15 protein-coding genes and 1 riboswitch are annotated in these 17889 nt (G+C 69.6%); of the genes, 8 read left to right on the top strand and 7 right to left on the bottom strand.

Annotation, left to right across the window (positions count from 1 at the left end):
* Positions 1–96 precede the first annotated feature (96 nt).
* Positions 97–603 (bottom strand): hypothetical protein, encoded by a 507-nt coding sequence (locus tag ACGF0J_RS29780; protein WP_393150992.1) that lies wholly within the window; start codon positions 601–603, stop codon positions 97–99.
* A gap of 181 nt (positions 604–784) precedes the next feature.
* On the opposite strand from ACGF0J_RS29780, the gene lysX reads away from it, so the two are divergent.
* On the top strand, positions 785–2242 hold the full coding sequence (gene lysX / locus ACGF0J_RS29775; protein ID WP_393151010.1) for a bifunctional lysylphosphatidylglycerol synthetase/lysine--tRNA ligase LysX: 1458 nt from the start codon (positions 785–787) through the stop codon (positions 2240–2242).
* A 49-nt stretch (positions 2243–2291) separates the two neighbouring features.
* Here the strand turns inward: lysX and ACGF0J_RS29770 are convergent, their stop codons facing one another.
* Entirely contained in the window at positions 2292–3341 is a 1050-nt protein-coding gene (locus tag ACGF0J_RS29770) for an NlpC/P60 family protein (RefSeq protein ID WP_393150990.1), read from the bottom strand.
* Between the two features lie 5 nt (positions 3342–3346).
* A riboswitch (cyclic di-AMP (ydaO/yuaA leader) is annotated at positions 3347–3493 on the bottom strand.
* A 264-nt stretch (positions 3494–3757) separates the two neighbouring features.
* On the opposite strand from ACGF0J_RS29770, the gene ACGF0J_RS29765 reads away from it, so the two are divergent.
* The 5 genes from ACGF0J_RS29765 to ACGF0J_RS29745 all read left to right on the top strand — a co-directional run bounded on the left by ACGF0J_RS29765 (position 3758) and on the right by ACGF0J_RS29745 (position 11273).
* Entirely contained in the window at positions 3758–4327 is a 570-nt protein-coding gene (locus ACGF0J_RS29765) for an amino-acid N-acetyltransferase (RefSeq protein ID WP_393150988.1), read from the top strand.
* 85 nt (positions 4328–4412) lie between these two features.
* On the top strand, positions 4413–5879 hold the full coding sequence (locus ACGF0J_RS29760; protein WP_393150986.1) for an RDD family protein: 1467 nt from the start codon (positions 4413–4415) through the stop codon (positions 5877–5879).
* A 110-nt stretch (positions 5880–5989) separates the two neighbouring features.
* The gene (locus tag ACGF0J_RS29755; protein ID WP_393150984.1) at positions 5990–6472 is read left to right on the top strand and encodes an RDD family protein; all 483 of its coding nucleotides are present in this window, start codon (positions 5990–5992) and stop codon (positions 6470–6472) included.
* 512 nt (positions 6473–6984) lie between these two features.
* On the top strand, positions 6985–7317 hold the full coding sequence (locus tag ACGF0J_RS29750; protein ID WP_185083627.1) for an Lsr2 family protein: 333 nt from the start codon (positions 6985–6987) through the stop codon (positions 7315–7317).
* 1451 nt (positions 7318–8768) lie between these two features.
* Positions 8769–11273: an ATP-dependent Clp protease ATP-binding subunit gene (locus ACGF0J_RS29745; RefSeq protein WP_393150982.1), complete on the top strand. Its 2505-nt coding sequence runs from the start codon at positions 8769–8771 to the stop codon at positions 11271–11273.
* Positions 11274–11464: 191 nt separating this feature from the next.
* Here the strand turns inward: ACGF0J_RS29745 and ACGF0J_RS29740 are convergent, their stop codons facing one another.
* The 3 genes from ACGF0J_RS29740 to ACGF0J_RS29730 all read right to left on the bottom strand — a co-directional run bounded on the left by ACGF0J_RS29740 (position 11465) and on the right by ACGF0J_RS29730 (position 13012).
* Positions 11465–11992 carry a hypothetical protein gene (locus ACGF0J_RS29740; RefSeq protein ID WP_393150980.1) on the bottom strand — a complete coding sequence of 176 codons (528 nt, stop codon included), beginning with the start codon at positions 11990–11992 and terminating at the stop codon, positions 11465–11467.
* Positions 11989–12513: an RNA polymerase sigma factor gene (locus ACGF0J_RS29735; RefSeq protein WP_393150978.1), complete on the bottom strand. Its 525-nt coding sequence runs from the start codon at positions 12511–12513 to the stop codon at positions 11989–11991. The genes ACGF0J_RS29740 and ACGF0J_RS29735 overlap by 4 nt, the downstream gene beginning before the upstream one ends.
* A 367-nt stretch (positions 12514–12880) precedes the next feature.
* Positions 12881–13012 (bottom strand): hypothetical protein, encoded by a 132-nt coding sequence (locus tag ACGF0J_RS29730; RefSeq protein WP_393150976.1) that lies wholly within the window; start codon positions 13010–13012, stop codon positions 12881–12883.
* Between the two features lie 427 nt (positions 13013–13439).
* Here ACGF0J_RS29730 and ACGF0J_RS29725 point away from each other — a divergent pair, with 427 nt between their 5' ends.
* A complete protein-coding gene (locus tag ACGF0J_RS29725) occupies positions 13440–14378 on the top strand; it encodes a TIM barrel protein (protein ID WP_393150974.1) in 939 nt (312 codons plus the stop codon).
* Between the two features lie 193 nt (positions 14379–14571).
* Here the strand turns inward: ACGF0J_RS29725 and ACGF0J_RS29720 are convergent, their stop codons facing one another.
* Complete coding sequence (locus tag ACGF0J_RS29720) at positions 14572–15039, bottom strand: MarR family winged helix-turn-helix transcriptional regulator (protein WP_393150972.1); 468 nt, start codon at positions 15037–15039, stop codon at positions 14572–14574.
* Positions 15040–15098: 59 nt separating this feature from the next.
* Between ACGF0J_RS29720 and ACGF0J_RS29715 the strand changes: the two genes are divergently transcribed.
* Positions 15099–15479: a cupin domain-containing protein gene (locus ACGF0J_RS29715; RefSeq protein ID WP_393150970.1), complete on the top strand. Its 381-nt coding sequence runs from the start codon at positions 15099–15101 to the stop codon at positions 15477–15479.
* A gap of 7 nt (positions 15480–15486) precedes the next feature.
* Here the strand turns inward: ACGF0J_RS29715 and ACGF0J_RS29710 are convergent, their stop codons facing one another.
* On the bottom strand, positions 15487–17847 hold the full coding sequence (locus ACGF0J_RS29710; RefSeq protein ID WP_393150968.1) for a SpoIIE family protein phosphatase: 2361 nt from the start codon (positions 17845–17847) through the stop codon (positions 15487–15489).
* Positions 17848–17889 lie beyond the last annotated feature (42 nt).

The raw sequence follows: 17889 nt of genomic DNA, 5'->3' as shown, positions 1-17889 counted from the left end.
CGGTGATCTTGGTCGACACCGTTCTAGCAGGAACTCCGTTGCCTGTTCCGGCCGACTTGACAGCCGCACCACAACCCAAACTTCACGGCCTTGGGGCTAGTCCGACTCGGCGGTGTAGAGATAGCTCCAGTGGCCGCACCTGGTGACGTGCGAGCCGTGCGGGCTCACCTGGCAGACCTTGGCCCGCAGGCTGAAGACCTCGTCGGCCTGGACGTGAAACTTCTTGTAGCCGGGGAAGCCGCAGTGCTTCTTGGTGGAGACGGTGGACCAGTGGTGGTCGAAGTCGCTCGCCTGGAACTTCACGTACGCGCACTTGCCGCCCTTGGCGTAGGTCCGGTTGTCCAGGTCGTACAGCCGGCCCTTGACGTGGACCGTGTTGGACTCCTGCTCGTCGTCCCACTCGACGCCGATCCAGCCCTGCGCCTTGGCCAGGCCGTGCTTGGCGTGGACGGGCCCCCAGGAGTCGGCGAAGTCGTACCCGGAGGACGTCGCGGTGGCCGAGGTGGTGGCCGAGGTGGTGGCGCCGGCGGCGGAGGGCAGCGACAGCGCCATCGCGGTGGTGGCCGCGACGGCCAGGACACCGGTCGCGATCTTCTTCATCATGGTCTCTCCTCGGACTCGCACCGGGCCGGCGCCCTGCCGGTCCCCCCCGGAGTCCCTGCGTCATGGGTACGCGAAAGTCCTTGCACCGCCCCTGCGGAGACCCTTCAGGGGGCCGACGAGCCCTTGCAGTTCGCCATATCCCCTACGCTTTGATGGTGTGAGCGACGAACTTCCCGAGCAGATGCGAATCCGGAGGGAGAAGCTCGACCGCCTTCGCAGCGAGGGCGTCGATCCTTACCCGGTCAACTTCCCGCGCACCGCGACCAACGCCGAGGTCCGGGAGCGCCATCAGGGCCTCGATCCCGACACCGCCACCGGCGACACGGTCGCGGTCGCGGGCCGCGTGATGCTCAACCGGGTGGGCGGCAAACTCTGCTTCGCCACGCTGCGCGACGGCAGCGGCGACCTCCAGGTCATGATCTCGCTCGACAAGGTGGGCGAGGAGTCTCTCGCCGCCTGGAAGCGCGACGTCGACCTGGGCGACCACGTGGGCGTGGTGGGCGAGGTGATCACTTCTCGCCGCGGGGAGCTGTCCGTCCTCGCCGAGCGCTGGGAGCTCACCGCCAAGTGCCTGCGCCCCCTGCCGGAGAAGCACATCGGCCTCACCGACCCCGAGGCCCGCGTCCGGCAGCGCTACGTCGACCTCATCGTCAACGACGAGGCCCGGCAGATGGCCCGCCTGCGCAGCGCCACCGTGCGCGCCGTACGTGACTTCTGGCACGAGGAGGGCTACCTGGAGGTCGAGACGCCGATGCTCCAGCCGATCCACGGCGGCGCGGCGGCCCGGCCGTTCAGGACCCACATCAACGCCTACGACATGGAGCTCTACCTTCGCATCGCGATCGAGCTCTACCTCAAGCGGCTGGTCGTCGGCGGCATCGAGAAGGTCTTCGAGGTCAACCGCAACTTCCGCAACGAGGGCGCCGACTCCACGCACAACCCCGAGTTCACCATGCTCGAGGCCTACGGCACCTACCTCGACTACCACGACATGGCCGACCTGACGCAGCGGATGTACCAGAAGGCCGTCGTCGCCGCGCTCGACACCACGGTGGTCAGGCACGGCGACACCGAGATCGATCTCGGCCTGGAGCGGTGGCCGCGCGTCCCCCTCTACACCCTGGTCTCCGACGCGGTCGGCGAGGAGGTCACCACCGGCACCCCGCTGGAGCGGGTGCGCGTGCTCGCCGACAAGCACGACGTCCACTGGGACCCCAAGTGGGGGCAGGGCAAGGTCGTGCAGGAGCTGTTCGAGGAGCTGGTCGAGCACAAGCTCGTGCAGCCCACGTTCGTCATGGACTACCCGCTTGAGACCTCGCCGCTCGCCCGCACCCACCGCGACGACCCGCTGCTCACCGAGAAGTGGGACCTGATCGGGTTCGGCACCGAGCTGGGCACCGCCTACTCCGAGCTCAACGACCCGATCGAGCAGCGCCGCCGCCTGGTCGAGCAGTCGCTGCTGGCCGCCGGCGGCGACGTCGAGGCCATGCAGCTCGACGAGGACTTCCTGCAGGCCCTGGAGTACGCCATGCCGCCGACGGGCGGCATGGGCGCCGGCATCGACCGGATGATCATGGCGTTCACCGGCCGGAACATCCGCGAGACGATCCTCTTCCCGCTGGTCAAGCCGGCCCACTGAGCGCGGGCGGCGGGGCACTCCGGTGTCCCGCCGCCGCCCGGATGGCGCCTCAGTCGGCGACGCGGACGGCTCCCGCGTACGGACGCCGGGCGATCGAGGCCACGCGCACCACGTCACCCGTGCGCGGCGCGTGGACCATCAGCCCGCCGCCGATGTAGATGCCGACGTGGTGCAGGTCGTTGTAGAAGAAGACCAGGTCGCCGGCGCGCAGCTCGTCCTTGGAGATGTGCCGGCCGGCGGTCCACTGGCTGCCGGTGTAGTGCGGCAGCGAGATGCCGACCCGCTGGTAGGCCGCCATGACCAGGCCGGAGCAGTCGTAGGAGCTGGGCCCCTCGGCGCCCCAGACGTACGGCTTGAGCTGCTGCGTGAGCGCCCAGCGGGCGGCCTCGGCGGCCTTGCCCGAGCCGACCACGGGCAGGCTGACGCGCGTGGCCCTGGTGCCCGGCCGGCCGGCTTCGCCGACCGCCCGCCGGTAGAGGTTGCTCTCGACCTTGGCGACCATCTTCACGATCTTGGCACGCTTGGCGCTGAGGTCGCTGACGAGCTCGCCGACCTCCTCCATGTGGGTCTTGGCCTCGTCTCTGGCCCGCCTGGCCGACTCCATGGCGTCGAGGACCTGTTTGAGCTGCTCGGTCTGCTGCTGGGCCAGCGCGTAGGAGGTGGCGGCGTGGTCGAGGAACCGCTCGGGGTCGCCGGCGCTCAGGAAGGGCAGGGCCCGCCCCATGACGCCGGAGATGTACTGGCTCTCGACCATCTGGGCGGCCTTGGTCCGCTTGGCCGCCAGGTCGGCCTCGCTGGTCGCCAGCGTCTTCTTGGCGGCCTCGGCGGTCTTCTGGGCGGTCTTGAGTTTCTCCCGCTGGGCGTTGTACTGCTCGGCCAGCTTCTCGATGTCCACGTGCATCTGCTCGACCTGCTTGGCGAGCGAGTTGAGGGACGGCTCGGGATCGGCGGCGGCCGGGGCCGCCCCGGCGCCGGCGAACAGGGCCGTGGCGGCGACGAGGGCGGTGCCGAGTAGGGCGAGACGGCGCGGGCCGGTCTGATGCGGAGGGCGGGCGTGGGTGCCCGCTGAGGTCCTCTCGCGACCGCGCGTACGCTTCACCAATCGGCTCCTCTCATCGACGCCTACCGGGTTAGCTGACGGGTTCGGGCCGGAGCAGCCCTACCGAGCCGGAGCTCGGACTCACCCCAGATGGCGCACCGGCCACCGGCGGGTCCCCGGTTCCCCGCACGGGGATTGGGCGCGTCTCCACGCGGGACGCGCGGGTGACATCGTCGCTGGACACTAGTGCACGTTGGGTTGGTGCTCAACCAGAACTGCCAAGTCTGTAGAGGTTCAGCCACCGAAGAGTCACAAGGTGGTGTCCTGTCCCTTCACCCATGGGCGACTTTACGCCCTGTTTGCCCGTGGTTGGGTCGCAGGTGGGGTGACTCGTGTAGGCCAGAGCGATATGCCGGATGGAGCGGACAGGTGGGATTTTGGTAGGAGCCGTAATGGGATCTGTACGCTGGTAACCCATGGAGCAGGTCGCCGAAGTGACAGTCCCTGACACCGAAGTCGTGGTGCGGCGCGCCCGCACGTCCGACGTCAGGACCATCAGGCGCCTGGTCGACACCTACGCCGGTGCGGGTCCACGCCTTCTGGAGAAGGCCACTGTCACGCTGTACGAGGACGTCCAGGAGTTCTGGGTGGCCGAGCGGAGCGGGCAGGTCGTCGGGTGTGGCGCGCTGCACGTTCTCTGGGAGGATCTGGCCGAGATCCGCACGGTCGCCGTGGACCCCGCGTCCCGGGGCCTGGGGATCGGCCACCGGATCGTCTCCGCGTTGATCCGCACGGCGAGGGATCTGGGGCTCAGGCGGGTTTTCTGCCTGACTTTCGAGGTCGACTTCTTCGCCAGGCACGGGTTCCGTCCGATTCAGGGCACCCCCGTCTCACCCGAGGTCTATGCCGAACTCCTGGCCTCGTACGACGAGGGTGTGGCCGAGTTTCTCGATCTCGAACACGTCAAGCCGAACACCCTGGGCAACACCCGCATGCTGCTCCACCTGACATCGGGTGACACGGGCCTTGACCAACAGGAAAGGTGATTGTTGATACCTATGTCGATACGTTGGGCAGCACAGGCATGTGTCCTGACACGTGCCACACGCGCACGCGAAGCGAGGTGACACGGTGAGCACCGGACAGCCGCCGTATCCACAGGACGATTCCGGCGAGCACGCTCCCGGGTCGCCCCCCTACGGACAGCACAACCCCAACCGCCCCCACGGCGAGGCCGACCCCGACGCGACGATCGTGGGCTACCGGGCCGACGACTACGCCCAGCCCGGCTACGGGCAGCAGGCGCAGTCCCAGCCCGGCTACGGCCAGGCCCAGCCCTCATACGGCCAGCCCGGCCAGCCCCAGCAGTACGGCCAGCCCGGCCAGCAGTACGCGCAGCCCGGCCAGCAGTACGGGCAGCCCGGCTACGGCCAGCAGGGCCAGTCGCAGCCCGGTTACGGTCAGCAGGACCCTTCCGGGCAGCAGTACGCGCAGCCGGGTTACGGCCAGCCGGGCCACGGTCAGCAGCCGCAGCCCGGCTATGGCCAGCAGCCCGACTACGGCCAGCCCCAGCAGTACGGGCAGCCCGGCTACGGCCAGCAGGGCCAGTCCCAGCCGGGTTACGGTCAGCAGCCCGACTACGGCCAGCCCGGCTACGGTCAGCAGCCGCAGTACGGTCAGCAGCCGGCCTCACAGCCGGACTACGGCCAGCCCGGCCAGCCCGGCCAGCAGTACGGACAGCCGGGCTACGGTCAGCAGCAGCCGGGTTACGGCCAGCAGGACCCGTCGGGCCAGCAGCACGGCTACGGCCAGCAGGACCCGTCGGGCCAGCAGCACGGTTACGGTCAGCAGCCGCCTTCGGGGCAGCAGTACGGGCAGCCGGGCTACGGCCAGCCCGGCCAGCAGTACGGGCAGCAGCCCCAGCAGGGCTACGGGCAGCCGGGCTACGACCAGCCCGGTCAGCCCGGTCAGCCCGGTCAGTACGGCCAGCCGGGCTACGGGCAGCCGGGTCAGTACGGCCAGCCGGGCTACGGGCAGCCCGCCTACGGCACGGCATACGGGCAGCCGGTCGGCGTGCAGCCTCCCGGTGCTCCCGCCCCGCTGGCCGAGTGGTGGCAGCGACTCGTGGCGCGCATCGTCGACGGCGTCATCTTCGGCGTGGTGACCTTCGTGGTGACGGTGATCTTCTCGGCGCTCCTCCTCGCCTCCTTCGACTGGAACACCGGGGCCACGTCCGGCCTCAGCAGTGTCACGGTCGGGGTCCTGGTGGCGGTGGTGCTCACGGCCGTCTACATCGCCTACGAGTTCTTCATGACGAAGCTCAAGGGTCAGACGGTCGGCAAGATGGTCATGGGCATCAAGATCGTCCCGGTCGGCGGGCCGGTGCCGCCCGGTGGCCTGGCCACCGACGTGGCGCTCAAGCGGGCCGCGGTGACGTGGGGCGGTTACATCCTGACCGCGCTGCCCATCCCGATCCTCGCGACCCTGCTCGGCTGGGTGGTCGTGGCCGTCAACGGCGCCTCCCAGCTCTGGGACAAGCCGCTGCAGCAGACGTTCGCCGACAAGGTCGGCGGAACGGTGGTGGTGAAGATCAAGTAGTTCTCCGGGGCACCCGAACAGAGGTCGGCTGCTGGCCGGCCTCTGTTTTGTGTGCCGGGGCCGTACCACAATGGGAGCCTGCCGGGTTCGCCGATGGGCGGGGTGAGGTTATGGCCGGGACGCCGGCGGGCGTGGTGCCCGCGGAATGGTGGGAACGGCTGACCGCACGGCTCATTGAAGGCCTGATCCTCGGGGTCTGCTATTACATTCTGTTCATCGCGCTGTGGGGTGTCTTCCGGACTGTCGGGGTGCTGGACGTCTTCCACGGCCGGTTGCCCGGCGTGTTCGCCTGGATGCTCGCGGGGCTGGGTTATGCCGGCTACGACTGGTCCGCCCATTACCGTGGCGGGCGCACGTTCGGCAAGGCGATCATGAGGATTCGTGTCGTCCCGGACGACGTTCCACGGCCGGCTCTGCTGAAACGCTCGCTTGTGTATGCGGGACCTGCCATGCTGATGGGCATTCCGGGCGTCAATGTGCTGGCCGGAATCTTCGCCTTCGCGGTCGGGATGCTCATCCTGATCGACAAGCCGCTGCAGCGTGGACCCCATGACAGGCTTGCCGGAACACTGGTCGTCAAAGATCTTCGTTGACCGGGGCGGTCGCGGCTCGGGCGCCTTTCCGCAAAATTTTCGCTTGATCCGGTAAGGAGCCTGGAGAGACTGGCATTAGGCTATGGGGCATCTGGGCCGCCGATGTGGCGTCCCTGCCGCGCGTAGCCCGTGAGGCTGCCGCTATCGTCGGGTGCAGGCGGTTGACGCCTAGTGCTGCATGAGGGCTGCTCATGCTCTGCCGCGCCGCGTGGGCATTATGGGCGGCCCGCCAAACCCTGTCCGCTGTGGAGGCGAGGACCAATGCAAGCCGTAACAGAGGTATTGTCAGCGCTCATCCCGCCGGCGGTCGTCGGGGGGGTCTTCATCTTTGGCGCGGTGAAGTTGCTGCGCGCCGAGGGGTCCTGGCGGCGTCCAAACCACCGGGATCGGGCCGAGTAGGGGCGACTGATCGGCGACTCAGGGAATCCTGGCAGCGCTGAATTGTCTCCGCGCCTTTTCGGGTATATGTTTGGGCCAGCGAATGAACAATGCTCCGGGAAAGGATTGCGTAGATGGCCAAGCAGATCCAGGAGATTCTCATCGATGACCTCGATGGCGGCGAGGCCAATGAGACGGTCAGCTTCGCTATTGACGGCGCCTCCTATGAGATTGACCTCAGCGACCTTAACGCCAAGAAGCTCAGGGACGCCCTCTCACCTTTCGTGCAGCACGCCCGCCGCGCCGGCGCCGTGTCCACGCGGAAGAAGGGGCGTGGCGGGCAGCGTGCGATGAGCCGCGAGAAGAGCTCGGAGATCCGTCAGTGGGCCAAGGCTCACGGCCTGCCCGTGAGCGAGCGGGGCCGTATCGCCTCCACCGTCGTGGAGAAGTACGAAGCGGCTCACTGAGAGGGCCGCTCGCGCCGACCATGCGCTTATGCCGTTCGCCTCGGACCCCGGCGAACGCCATAAGCGCATGATCATTTACGGGTGTCGTCCCAAATAGTGGACAGCTCGACAGTAAATGATCTTCGGATGTCCCGTCTTTTGCAGGCTTTTGGGCATCCGGTCGTTCTCCTTCCTGCGCGCGAATGCCGTAGGCGCAAGTCTTTTCGTCCGGTACTCCGGCGAAACGGGTTTCTTCGCCCTGTCCCGTTCCAGGCGGGCTCGCCGTCGCGGCCGAGCCGCCGTACCAGGGCGCCGCTTCGTCCACCGCCCGCTCACCTCCCGCGCCCACAGCCCTGCACGCCATTGCCGGCCACGGTTTCCCGTACTCCCCGGGTCCGCGTTGTTCGCAGGCTTCCGTTATCGCGGGTCCCCTCCGCCCGTTCCGCTCGGGCTCGGCTCTGCTCCGGCTCAGTTCCGCTCGGGCTCAGTTCCGCTCGGGCTCAGTTCCGCTCGGGCTTCCGACTGCTCTGCGGGTGCTGGTTCTCCGCGGCCCCCCCGCCTGTTCGGCGTCACCCGGCGTCGGCTCGCACGTTCCTTCGACGGCGTCCGTTCTCCTGCCCGTGCGTTTCCCCGCCCGGCGCCCGAGCCCGCCAGAAGGCGCGCGGGGCGGGGCGCGGCGGTGAGTCGCCTGCCCGCGTTCGGGGGCATCCGTGCTCTCGATGGGCCGCACGCGGTTCCGACCCCGGCGACCTTTCTGCGCCGCCCGGGTCGTAGCCGTCCCGATGCGTGGCGGGGGGCGGCACGTACGGACTCGACATGACCTGTGGGCACTTCATCCACGCGGCACTGCCCGATTCCCGCACGCACTCACGCGTAACCGGCGGAAATCTCACGCGTCACTTGCGCGCGAATCCCGGCGTGTCGGAGAGACGGTGACCCGCCGCCTCCAGAGGCCCTTGAGACGAACCTCGGGCGACCCCGCGGCCGACCCGCGACGCGCGGGGCGGTGGACTGATGGCGGGTGCGGTGGGAATGGCGTGGCGTATCGGCGGGCGCGACGCCGGTCGGTGTGCGGGAGGCTATCTCGATCGGATTGGCGGGGATTTGGGTCCGGCACGTAGGATGAGTTCGTATGGGTTACGGACGCGACATCCGCGATGTACGAGCGAGGGCCGCCCTGGGTCTGCTCGCTCAAGCGTCCGACGGCGATCCGTGTTGATCTGCCCGCGCCGAAGTGGTGATTTGAGACCGCTTCCCCGAGATCCCCTAAACATCGTTCGCTTGCGGCGTATCGGGAACACGTCACGCCCGAACGGTAGTTGGATAGAGGGTGAACGCCCTGCTCTCGGGGAACGTCTCTGCTATAGAGCGTGTCAGCGGCAGTGGGCACGGTTCGCCGAGCCAGGGCTAGCATGCGGGATGACGGGACCGGATTAACCGGCCTGACTGACCGCTCTGTGAGGAGCGACGAGATGTTCGAGAGGTTCACCGACCGAGCGAGGCGGGTTGTCGTCCTGGCGCAAGAAGAAGCCAGGATGCTCAACCACAACTACATCGGCACTGAGCACATTCTTCTTGGTTTGATCCATGAAGGAGAGGGCGTAGCCGCCAAGGCTCTGGAGAGCCTGGGCATCAGCCTTGAGGGTGTGCGTCAGCAGGTCGAGGAGATCATCGGCCAGGGCCAGTCGGCTCCGTCGGGGCACATTCCGTTCACCCCGCGGGCCAAGAAGGTTCTTGAGCTGTCGCTCCGTGAGGCTTTGCAACTGGGTCACAACTACATCGGCACCGAGCACATCCTGCTCGGGCTCATCCGTGAGGGTGAGGGTGTGGCGGCCCAGGTGCTGGTCAAGCTTGGAGCCGATCTCAACCGTGTCAGGCAGCAGGTCATCCAGTTGCTCCACGGCTACCAGGGCAAGGAGCCGGCCGCGGCGGGCGGTCCGCAGGAGTCGGCCCCGTCGACGTCCCTGGTGCTCGACCAGTTCGGCCGCAACCTGACCCAGGCCGCCCGCGAGGGCAAGCTGGATCCGGTGATCGGCCGTGAGAAGGAGATCGAGCGGGTCATGCAGGTCCTCTCCCGGAGGACCAAGAACAACCCCGTTCTCATCGGCGAGCCCGGCGTCGGCAAGACCGCCGTCGTCGAGGGCCTGTCCCAGAAGATCGTCAGGGGTGAGGTGCCCGAGACGCTGAAGGACAAGCAGCTCTACACGCTTGACCTCGGCGCTCTGGTGGCCGGTTCGCGCTACCGCGGCGACTTCGAGGAGCGCCTGAAGAAGGTGCTCAAGGAGATCCGCACCCGCGGCGACATCATCCTGTTCATCGACGAGCTGCACACGCTCGTGGGTGCGGGTGCCGCCGAGGGCGCGATCGACGCCGCCAGCATCCTCAAGCCGATGCTGGCCCGTGGCGAGCTGCAGACCATCGGTGCCACGACCCTGGACGAATACCGCAAATACCTTGAGAAGGACGCGGCGCTGGAGCGCCGGTTCCAGCCGATCCAGGTGGCCGAGCCTTCGCTCAGCCACACGATCGAGATCCTCAAGGGTCTGCGCGACCGCTACGAGGCGCACCACCGGGTGTCCATCACCGACGGTGCGCTGGTGGCCGCCGCGCAGCTGGCCGACCGCTACATCAGCGACCGCTACCTTCCCGACAAGGCGATCGACCTCATCGACGAGGCCGGCTCGCGGATGCGCATCCGCCGGATGACCGCTCCGCCGGACCTGCGCGAGTACGACGAGAAGATCGCCAACGTCCGCCGCGACAAGGAGTCCGCGATCGACGCGCAGGACTTCGAGAAGGCGGCTGCCCTCCGCGACCAGGAGAAGCAGCTCCAGCTCAAGCGCGAGCGGCGGGAGAAGGAGTGGAAGGCCGGCGACATGGACGTCGTGGCCGAGGTCACCGAGGAGCTCATCGCCGAGGTCCTGGCGACCGCCACCGGCATCCCGGTCTTCAAGCTGACCGAGGAGGAGTCGCAGCGCCTGCTCCGCATGGAGGACGAGCTGCACAAGCGGATCATCGGTCAGGACGACGCCATCAAGGGTCTGTCCCGCTCGATCCGCCGCACCCGTGCGGGTCTGAAGGACCCGCGTCGCCCGGGTGGCTCCTTCATCTTTGCCGGCCCGTCCGGTGTCGGTAAGACCGAGCTGTCCAAGGCTCTGGCGGAGTTCCTCTTCGGCGACGAAGACGCTCTGATCAGCCTGGACATGTCGGAGTTCATGGAGAAGCACACCGTCTCCCGGCTGTTCGGCTCGCCTCCCGGCTACGTCGGTTACGAGGAGGGCGGCCAGCTCACCGAGAAGGTGCGGCGCAAGCCGTTCTCCGTGGTCCTCTTCGACGAGATCGAGAAGGCCCACCCCGACATCTTCAACTCGCTGCTGCAGATCCTGGAGGACGGTCGCCTGACCGACGCCCAGGGCCGCGTGGTCGACTTCAAGAACACGGTCATCATCATGACCACCAACCTCGGCACCCGTGACATCTCCAAGGGCATCGGGGTCGGGTTCGCCAAGTCCAACGACACCGAGTCCAACTACGAGCGGATGAAGGCCAAGGTCCAGGAGGAGCTCAAGCAGCACTTCCGGCCCGAGTTCCTCAACCGTGTCGACGACATCGTGGTCTTCCACCAGCTGACGCCGGTCGAGATCATCCAGATCGTGGATCTGATGCTCGCCCAGGTCGACGCCCGGCTCAAGGACCGCGACATGGGCCTGGAGGTCTCGCCCGAGGCCAAGCAGGTGCTCGCCGACCGTGGTTACGACCCGGTGATGGGCGCCCGTCCGCTGCGCCGCACCATCCAGCGGGAGCTGGAGGACTCGCTGTCGGAGAAGATCCTGTACGGCGAGCTCCGTCCGGGGCAGGTCGTCAAGGTCACCATCGAGGGCGAGGGCGACAACGCGAAGTTCATCTTCACCGGTGAAAACGCGTCCACGCAGGTCCCCGACTCGGCCGCGGCGATCGCCGGCTCGATTCAGAGCTGACGACCCACAGGTCCGTCCGAAACCCCCGGGTGATTCTCCACCCGGGGGTTTCGCATCTCCCGGCGCAGGCACCGGCCTCGCGTGGTCCGGCTGGCCGGCTTCGCGCGGTCTGCTGGCCGGCTTCGCCTGGTCCGGGGCAACTCGGCGGCGGCCTGACCCAGTGCCCGCCGCTCCCGCGGCTCGTGCCTGGCCTACTCGTCTCCGGGGCGGTGCGCCTCGCCTGAGCCGCTGGCCTCGCCGCCCTCCTCGCCGGTCAGCTCGCGCAGGCGGCGTAGCAGCGCCGTCCGGCGGGCATGGGCCCGTACGGCCAGCACCAGCGCCGCCGCGACGAACAGGCCGCCGACCGCCAGGGCTGGCCCAGGGCCGGTGCCGCGCTGGAGGGCGACAGCGGCGACGAGCGCGGTGGTGGCCGCCGAGGCGGTCACGCCGATCCAGGCGGCGACCACCCGGTCGGTGGCGAACAGCGGCACCCGGCGGGTCAGGAGCCAGCACCCGTAGCCGGTCCAGGCCAGGCAGCACCCGGTGAACAGTGCGAACGCCAGGTGGGTGCGGTCCGGGAGTGGGCCGGGCTCGGTCCACCACAGCCCGGTCACGAACACCACGCCGGTCAGCCCGGCCAGCAGCGCCACCAAGGCCCGCACGCGCCGCCACGGCGACAGCGACGGTTCGAGCCGTTCGATCATCTCCCGCGCCGACAGGCGCGGCCGCTCCTCGGTCATGGCAGGTATCCCTTCGTCTCCAGGTGCTCACGCAGCAGGCGACGGGCGCGGTTGAGCCGGGACTTGACCGTGCCGGAGGGGACCTGGCAGATCTGCGCGCAGTCCTCCACCGACAGGTCCTCGAGATAGAACAGCACGAGGATCTCCCGTTCCAGCAGCGGCAGTCCGGACAGGGCGCTCACCAGCTCGGCGCGGTCCACGATGGCCTCGACCGGGTCGCTGACGGTTGCGTCGCCGTCAGCGAGTGCCTCGTGCTCCGAGGCGTACTGGCCGCGCAGCCGGTCGGCCACCGACCGGCGGGCGATCGTGAACAGCCATGGCGCGAACCTGCCGGGGTCACGCAGCCGGGGCAGGCCGCGGACCACGGCGAGCCAGATCTCCTGGGTCACGTCGTCGGCCCGCTCGGCGTCCAGCATGCGCCGCGCGTACGTCCACACCGGCACCCGCCAACGCGCGACCAGCTCGGCCAGGGCGGCGCGCTCGCCCAACTGGGCGCGTACCACCAGCAGCTCATCGGTCATCTCGTCCTCCCGTCACCCTGCACAGTCGGACGAGAGGCGGCCCGGGTTCACCGTTTCCGCGTCAACGGGGGGTCCTGTCTCGTCGTGGTGGCCGATCGCGGGAGTACGGCACTCGCGGGTCAGCCGCGAGGCGGCGCCGCAGTGTGGCGGGGCGGAGCGGCCCCGCCGGCATCGCCTGGTGCGCGGCGGGGAGCGCGCCTTCGTGGAGGCGGAGGGCGACGTCCGCTCCGACGGCCGTGGCCGCCGCCGAGAAGGGGTGTGCCTGGGTATGGACGGGCAGGCCGGGCGTGCCCGGGGCCTGGGCACGGGTCCTGGTGGTGGCGAGCACCTCGGGGTGGGGGTGGGGGGAAGGGTGCAACGGTCCTCCTCAGCGGCCCTTCTTGCCGCGCAGCAGCCTGGGCGGGACGGGACGGGGGTTGGTGCGGATGCTGCCGCCGTACTGGTCACTGTTGTTGCCGGACTTGACCTTGGTGGACGTGGGGGTTACGCGCAGGTTCACGGGGTTCCTCTCGTTCGCGATGGCCTAAATTTATGACGAACCTAAGTCTGTGTCAATAGGAAAACTAGGTTCATCATAAAAATGTACGTGCGACCCGGCCCTCGCGAGCTCTCGTGGGGCCGGCGGGTGTCGCGGTGCGCGGCCGCACGGTGGGCGGCTCGTCACGCAGTGCGGCGGCGTTGCCGAATCGTTGGACGGAAAGGTGATTTGCGACGCCGAGTAGTACTACACTGCGTAGAGCGCTGCCAAGCCTGTCCCAAGTAGGCCACTAGATCGCTTGTCTGGGGTGAGGCTGCTCCCTGGGGAGTACGCGGCAGTCAACCCAGGGCGGACGCGTTGCTTCGCCCCGATCGGGCAAGCTCGACAGGTCCCGCGCGATCCCGAGACGGGCGCTGGGACGCGACAAGCTCAAGCCGTGGAGGAACCGATGCGCCTGCGTCACGACGACGGAACGCTCGTTCACCTCGCCTACAACGCGGGTGTACACCCAGCCGAGGATCTGGAGAACCTGATCGCGCACCTGACCCGCTACGCGGTGCCGGTGCGCAAGCGGCTCGGGGTGGAGCGGATGGGCATCGGTCTGTGGCTGTCGCCCACCGTGGCCGACCACCTCACGGCCGACCGGATCGAGCTCGTACGGCTGCGCCGCTCCCTGGAGGAGCGTGGCCTGGAGGTCGTCAGCCTCAACGGCACCGGCGGCCGCAACCAGGAGGTGCCGGGGCCCGACTGGGCCAAGCCCGAGCGCTACCGCTACACGATGGCGCTGGCCAAGATCCTGGCGTTCCTGCTGCCGGAGGACGTACGGTTCGGCAGCATCTCCACCATCCCGATCGGCTGGCGGCGCGACTGGCCGGCCGACCTGCACGCCATCGCCACCCGCCGCCTGGAGCGCCTGGCGCGCGAGTTGCGCGGCATCTACAGCGTGACCGGCAAGACGATCCGCGTCGGGTTCGAGCCGTGGCCGGGATGCGTGCTGGAGACCACCGAGCAGGCGCTGGAGCGGGTCTGCGGGATCGACTCCGAGCATTTGGGTGTCTGTCTCGACGCCTGCCATCTCGCGGGTGGCTCCGAGGAGGCGGGGGAGACCCTGCGCGGGCTGGCCGCCGCGGGAGCGCCGGTGGTCAAGCTGGGCCACGTGCACAACCACACCGGCGAGACGCCCAGCACGGGTGCGGTATTGCACGACACGCTGACGGCGATGCTGTCGGGGGCGGTGAGCGGCAACGCCCACATCGAGGTGGAGACGCACAACCTGATCGTTCCGGGACGGGCCAAGGGGCCTGGGGCGCTGGTGTCGGTGCTGGCGCAGGAGCTCGACTGGGCCCGCACCAACCTCACCGGCCTGGGCCTCCAGCTCGCCGCCTGACCGGCGTGGCCGCCACCGGCTGACCGTCCTCCGGGCCGTCCGAGCGGGTTCGGGTCGTCCGAGCGGGTTCGGGTCGTGCAAGTGGGTTCGGGTCGTCCGAGTGGATTCGGGCCGTCCGAGTAGGTCCGGGTCGTGCGAGTGGGTCCGGGTCGTTCGAGGCGTGCGGGTGTGCGGGTCGGGTTCGGGTGTGCGGTCAGAGGGTGCCGAACCAGCCCGGCATGTCCAGGCGGAACAGGTCGGGCGGGGTGACCTTGCGCAGGTCGGCCTCCAGGGCGAGCAGGCGGTCCGCGCCGAGCTGGTCGGCCCAGCGGCGGCGGAGCGCGTCGAAGACGCGGGCGGAGCGGGTGAGGGCGTCGAGGCCGCGCGGGGTGAGCCGGACGAGCTTGCGCCGGCTGTCGGCCGGGTCGACGGCGCGCTCGACGTGCCCGGTCCGTTCCAGGGTCTCGATGGTCTTGCCGGCCGCCTGTTTGGACACGCCGAGCGTACGGCCGAGCTCCACGGCGGTGGTGCCGTGGCCGATGGCCTGCATGACGAAGCCGTGCATGGGCCGCAGCTCGGGATGGCCCTGGCGGGCCAGCTCGTCGTGCAGCTCGTCGATGAGCACGCGGAAGCCCAGGAGGAGCAGGAGCGGCAGTTCGAAGCCGGGAGGGTCACTTGACACGATAGACAACCTGGTTAACTATATGGACAACTTCTTTGTCTATTGTAGGGGAGCAGGGCATGACTGTCATTCGTGGCGCCGAGGCGCGCAGGTCGGAGACGGCGAACGGGGTGATGACCACGTTCGCCTCGCCCACCCAGGGCGGTGCCTCCCGGTCGCTGTGGCGGGTGGACGCCAAGCCGGGAGCCGAGGGCCCGGCGCACGACTTCGACGTCGAGCAGGTGTGGACCTGGCTGAGCGGGGCGGCCACCGTCGAGCTGGGCGGCGAGACCCACCAGGTCGCGGCCGGCGACACCGTGGTGATGCCGGCGAGGACCGTCCGGCGCGTGCTGGCCGATCCGGACGAGGGGTACGCCGCCGTCGTCACCGCGCCCGCCGGCGCGAGGGCGCTCGCGGCCGACGGCGACGGCGACTACGGCGTGCCGCCGTGGATCGTCTGACCCCCGGTCAGCGGAGCTGGATGCCGATGACGCACGTGTCGTCGTCGGTGTCGGACTTGCTGTAGGTGAGCAGGTGGTCGAGCCGCTGCTCCAGCGACGGAACGGCGGTCGTGGCCACGCTGAGGAGTTGCCGCTGAGACTGCTCCAGGCTGCGGTCCTTGCGCTCGATCAGGCCGTCGGTGTACATGAGCAGGACGTCCTCCTTCTCCAGCCGGACGCTGCCCTCCTCGTAGTGCGCCTCGGACAGCGCGCCGAGGAGCACGCCGTCGATCATCGGCAGCTCCCGCGCCTCGTCCCGGCGGACCATGATCGGCGGGAAGTGGCCGGCCCGGGCCCAGCGCAGCGTCCGGGTCTCCGGGTCGAACAGCGCGCAGATGGCCGTGGCGGTGACCTGCTCGGTCAGGTGGTGGGCGACGAGGTTGAGCCAGGTCAGCAGTTGCGCGGGGCCCGCCCCCGTGGCGGCCAGGCCGCGCAGCGCGTTGCGCAGGATGACCATGCCGGTGGCCGCGTCGATGCCGTGGCCGGCCACGTCGCCGACCGACAGCAGCACCTGCTTGGACGGCAGGATCACGCAGTCGTACCAGTCGCCGCCGACGAGGTGCTCCTCCTCGGCCGGCCGGTACCGTACGGCGATCTTCAGGTCGAACGCCTCGATCGGGCCGTGTGTTGGCGGCATGATGGCCTGCTGGAGCTGCAGCGCGAGGCGGTTGCGCTCGGCGGCCTGCTGCTCGGAGTGGGCGAGCTGGTCGCGCGTGGCGGCCAGCGCCACCTCTGTCCAGTGTTGTGCAGAAATGTCCTGGTACGCGCCTCGGATGCTCAGCAGGTCGCCGTGGGCGTCCAGCACCGGCTCGGCGACCACCCGGATGTGCCGGGAGACCCCGTCGGAGCGCTGCATCCGGAAGGCCGTGGACGCGGGCAGGTGGTGGTGCAGCAGCGTCCGCAGGAACCGGCCGATGCCGATCGCGTCGTCGGGGTGGGCGTGCTGCGGCAGCAGTTGCAGGGAGATGGGGCTGGCGGTGGGCGGCCGGCCCAGCAGGGTGTAGAGCTGGGCGTTCCAGGTGATCTCGCCGGTGGCGAGGTTCTCCTCGAAGCCGCCGATGCGGCCCAGCCGCTGGGCGTGCTGGAGCAGACCGGCCACCCGGGCCGCCTCGTCCAGGACACGCCAGATCAGCAGCACGCTCTCGCCGTGCCGGCTGATGCTGATGTCGGCGATGGCGGTCAGCGGCACCTCGTCGATCAGCGCCGTGAGCGGCATCCGCTCGGCCCGGAACGGCTCACCGGTGGCGTGGACGTGCTCGATCTTCTCGTACAGCCCGCCCTCGCCGGCGGCCATCGGATAGGCCTCCAGCATCAGCGCGCCGCTGACGGCGCTGCGCGGGCGGCCGGCGAAGTCGACGAAGTTGGCGTTGGTGTGCTGGATGCGGAAGTCGGCCAGGTCGCCCTCGCCGGTCAGGTGCGGGCGCAGGATGAGCGCGGGGTCGTGCAGCCCGTTGGCCAGGTCCACCAGCTCGATGTCGGGCGGCTGCGGCGCGATCACCGGATGCGACTCCAGCGTGTGGGCCACCAGCTCCGCCAGGGCCTCCACCTGCCGCTGGATCGCCGGCGGCTGCGGTGAGAGGGGATGCGGCCAGCCGATCTCCAGGACGCCCAGGATGCGCCCGCCGGTGCCGGCCGGCACGGTCACCCGGCCGGACCGGTCGCCCGGCTGGTGGCCGATCGACGGCAGCCCCACCTCCGCCAGATCGTCGAACCACACCGCGCGCCGGTCCACCAGGGCGTGACGGGCGGGCGTGGCGACCCCCGGCGGCACGTACCGCCAGCGCATGGCCTGCCCGGAGGCGAACCCGGCCGAGCCCGCCAGGGTGAGCGAGCCGTCCGTGCCGGCGGCCCACACGGCGACCGTCGTGGCGCCCAGCGGGGCCAGCGCGTGCTGGAGCAGCGACTCGCTGACCGCCTGGGTGTCGCGGGCCGCCAGGACGCCGCTCTCGGCGGTGCGCAGCCGTACGGCGAGGGAGGGGTCGTCCTGCTCGGCGACCGGCTCCGCAGTCGGCTCACCGGGCTCGACGGCGGCGACCACGAACTGGCTGGCCACCTCGGTCAGCCGGTCCTGGGCCGCCTGGTTGACGATGTCGGCGGCGAGTTCGAGCTGCGAGAGCTGGGTCTGCTCGGCGAGCGCGGCGAGCTGGCGGGCCGCCTCGGCGGGGTTGCAGCGCAGCCGCTCCACCAGGATGCCCTTGGCCAGCTCGATCAGCGCGCGGCCGTCGGCGGCGGCGTGCGCCTCGCGCACCTCACGGCGCAGCCGCTCCACGGTGGCGGCCAGCCGCCCGAGGCCGGTGCCCCGCTCAGGGCGTTGTTCGGGCTCGTGCACGTCCTACTCCTCGGGCGGTGGATGGGCTCTTGCTGGGCGGGA

The organism is Nonomuraea sp. NPDC047897, from assembly GCF_043204415.1.
Taxonomy (GTDB): Bacteria; Actinomycetota; Actinomycetes; order Streptosporangiales; family Streptosporangiaceae; genus Nonomuraea.
This window is presented reverse-complemented; position numbering and strand designations above follow the sequence as displayed.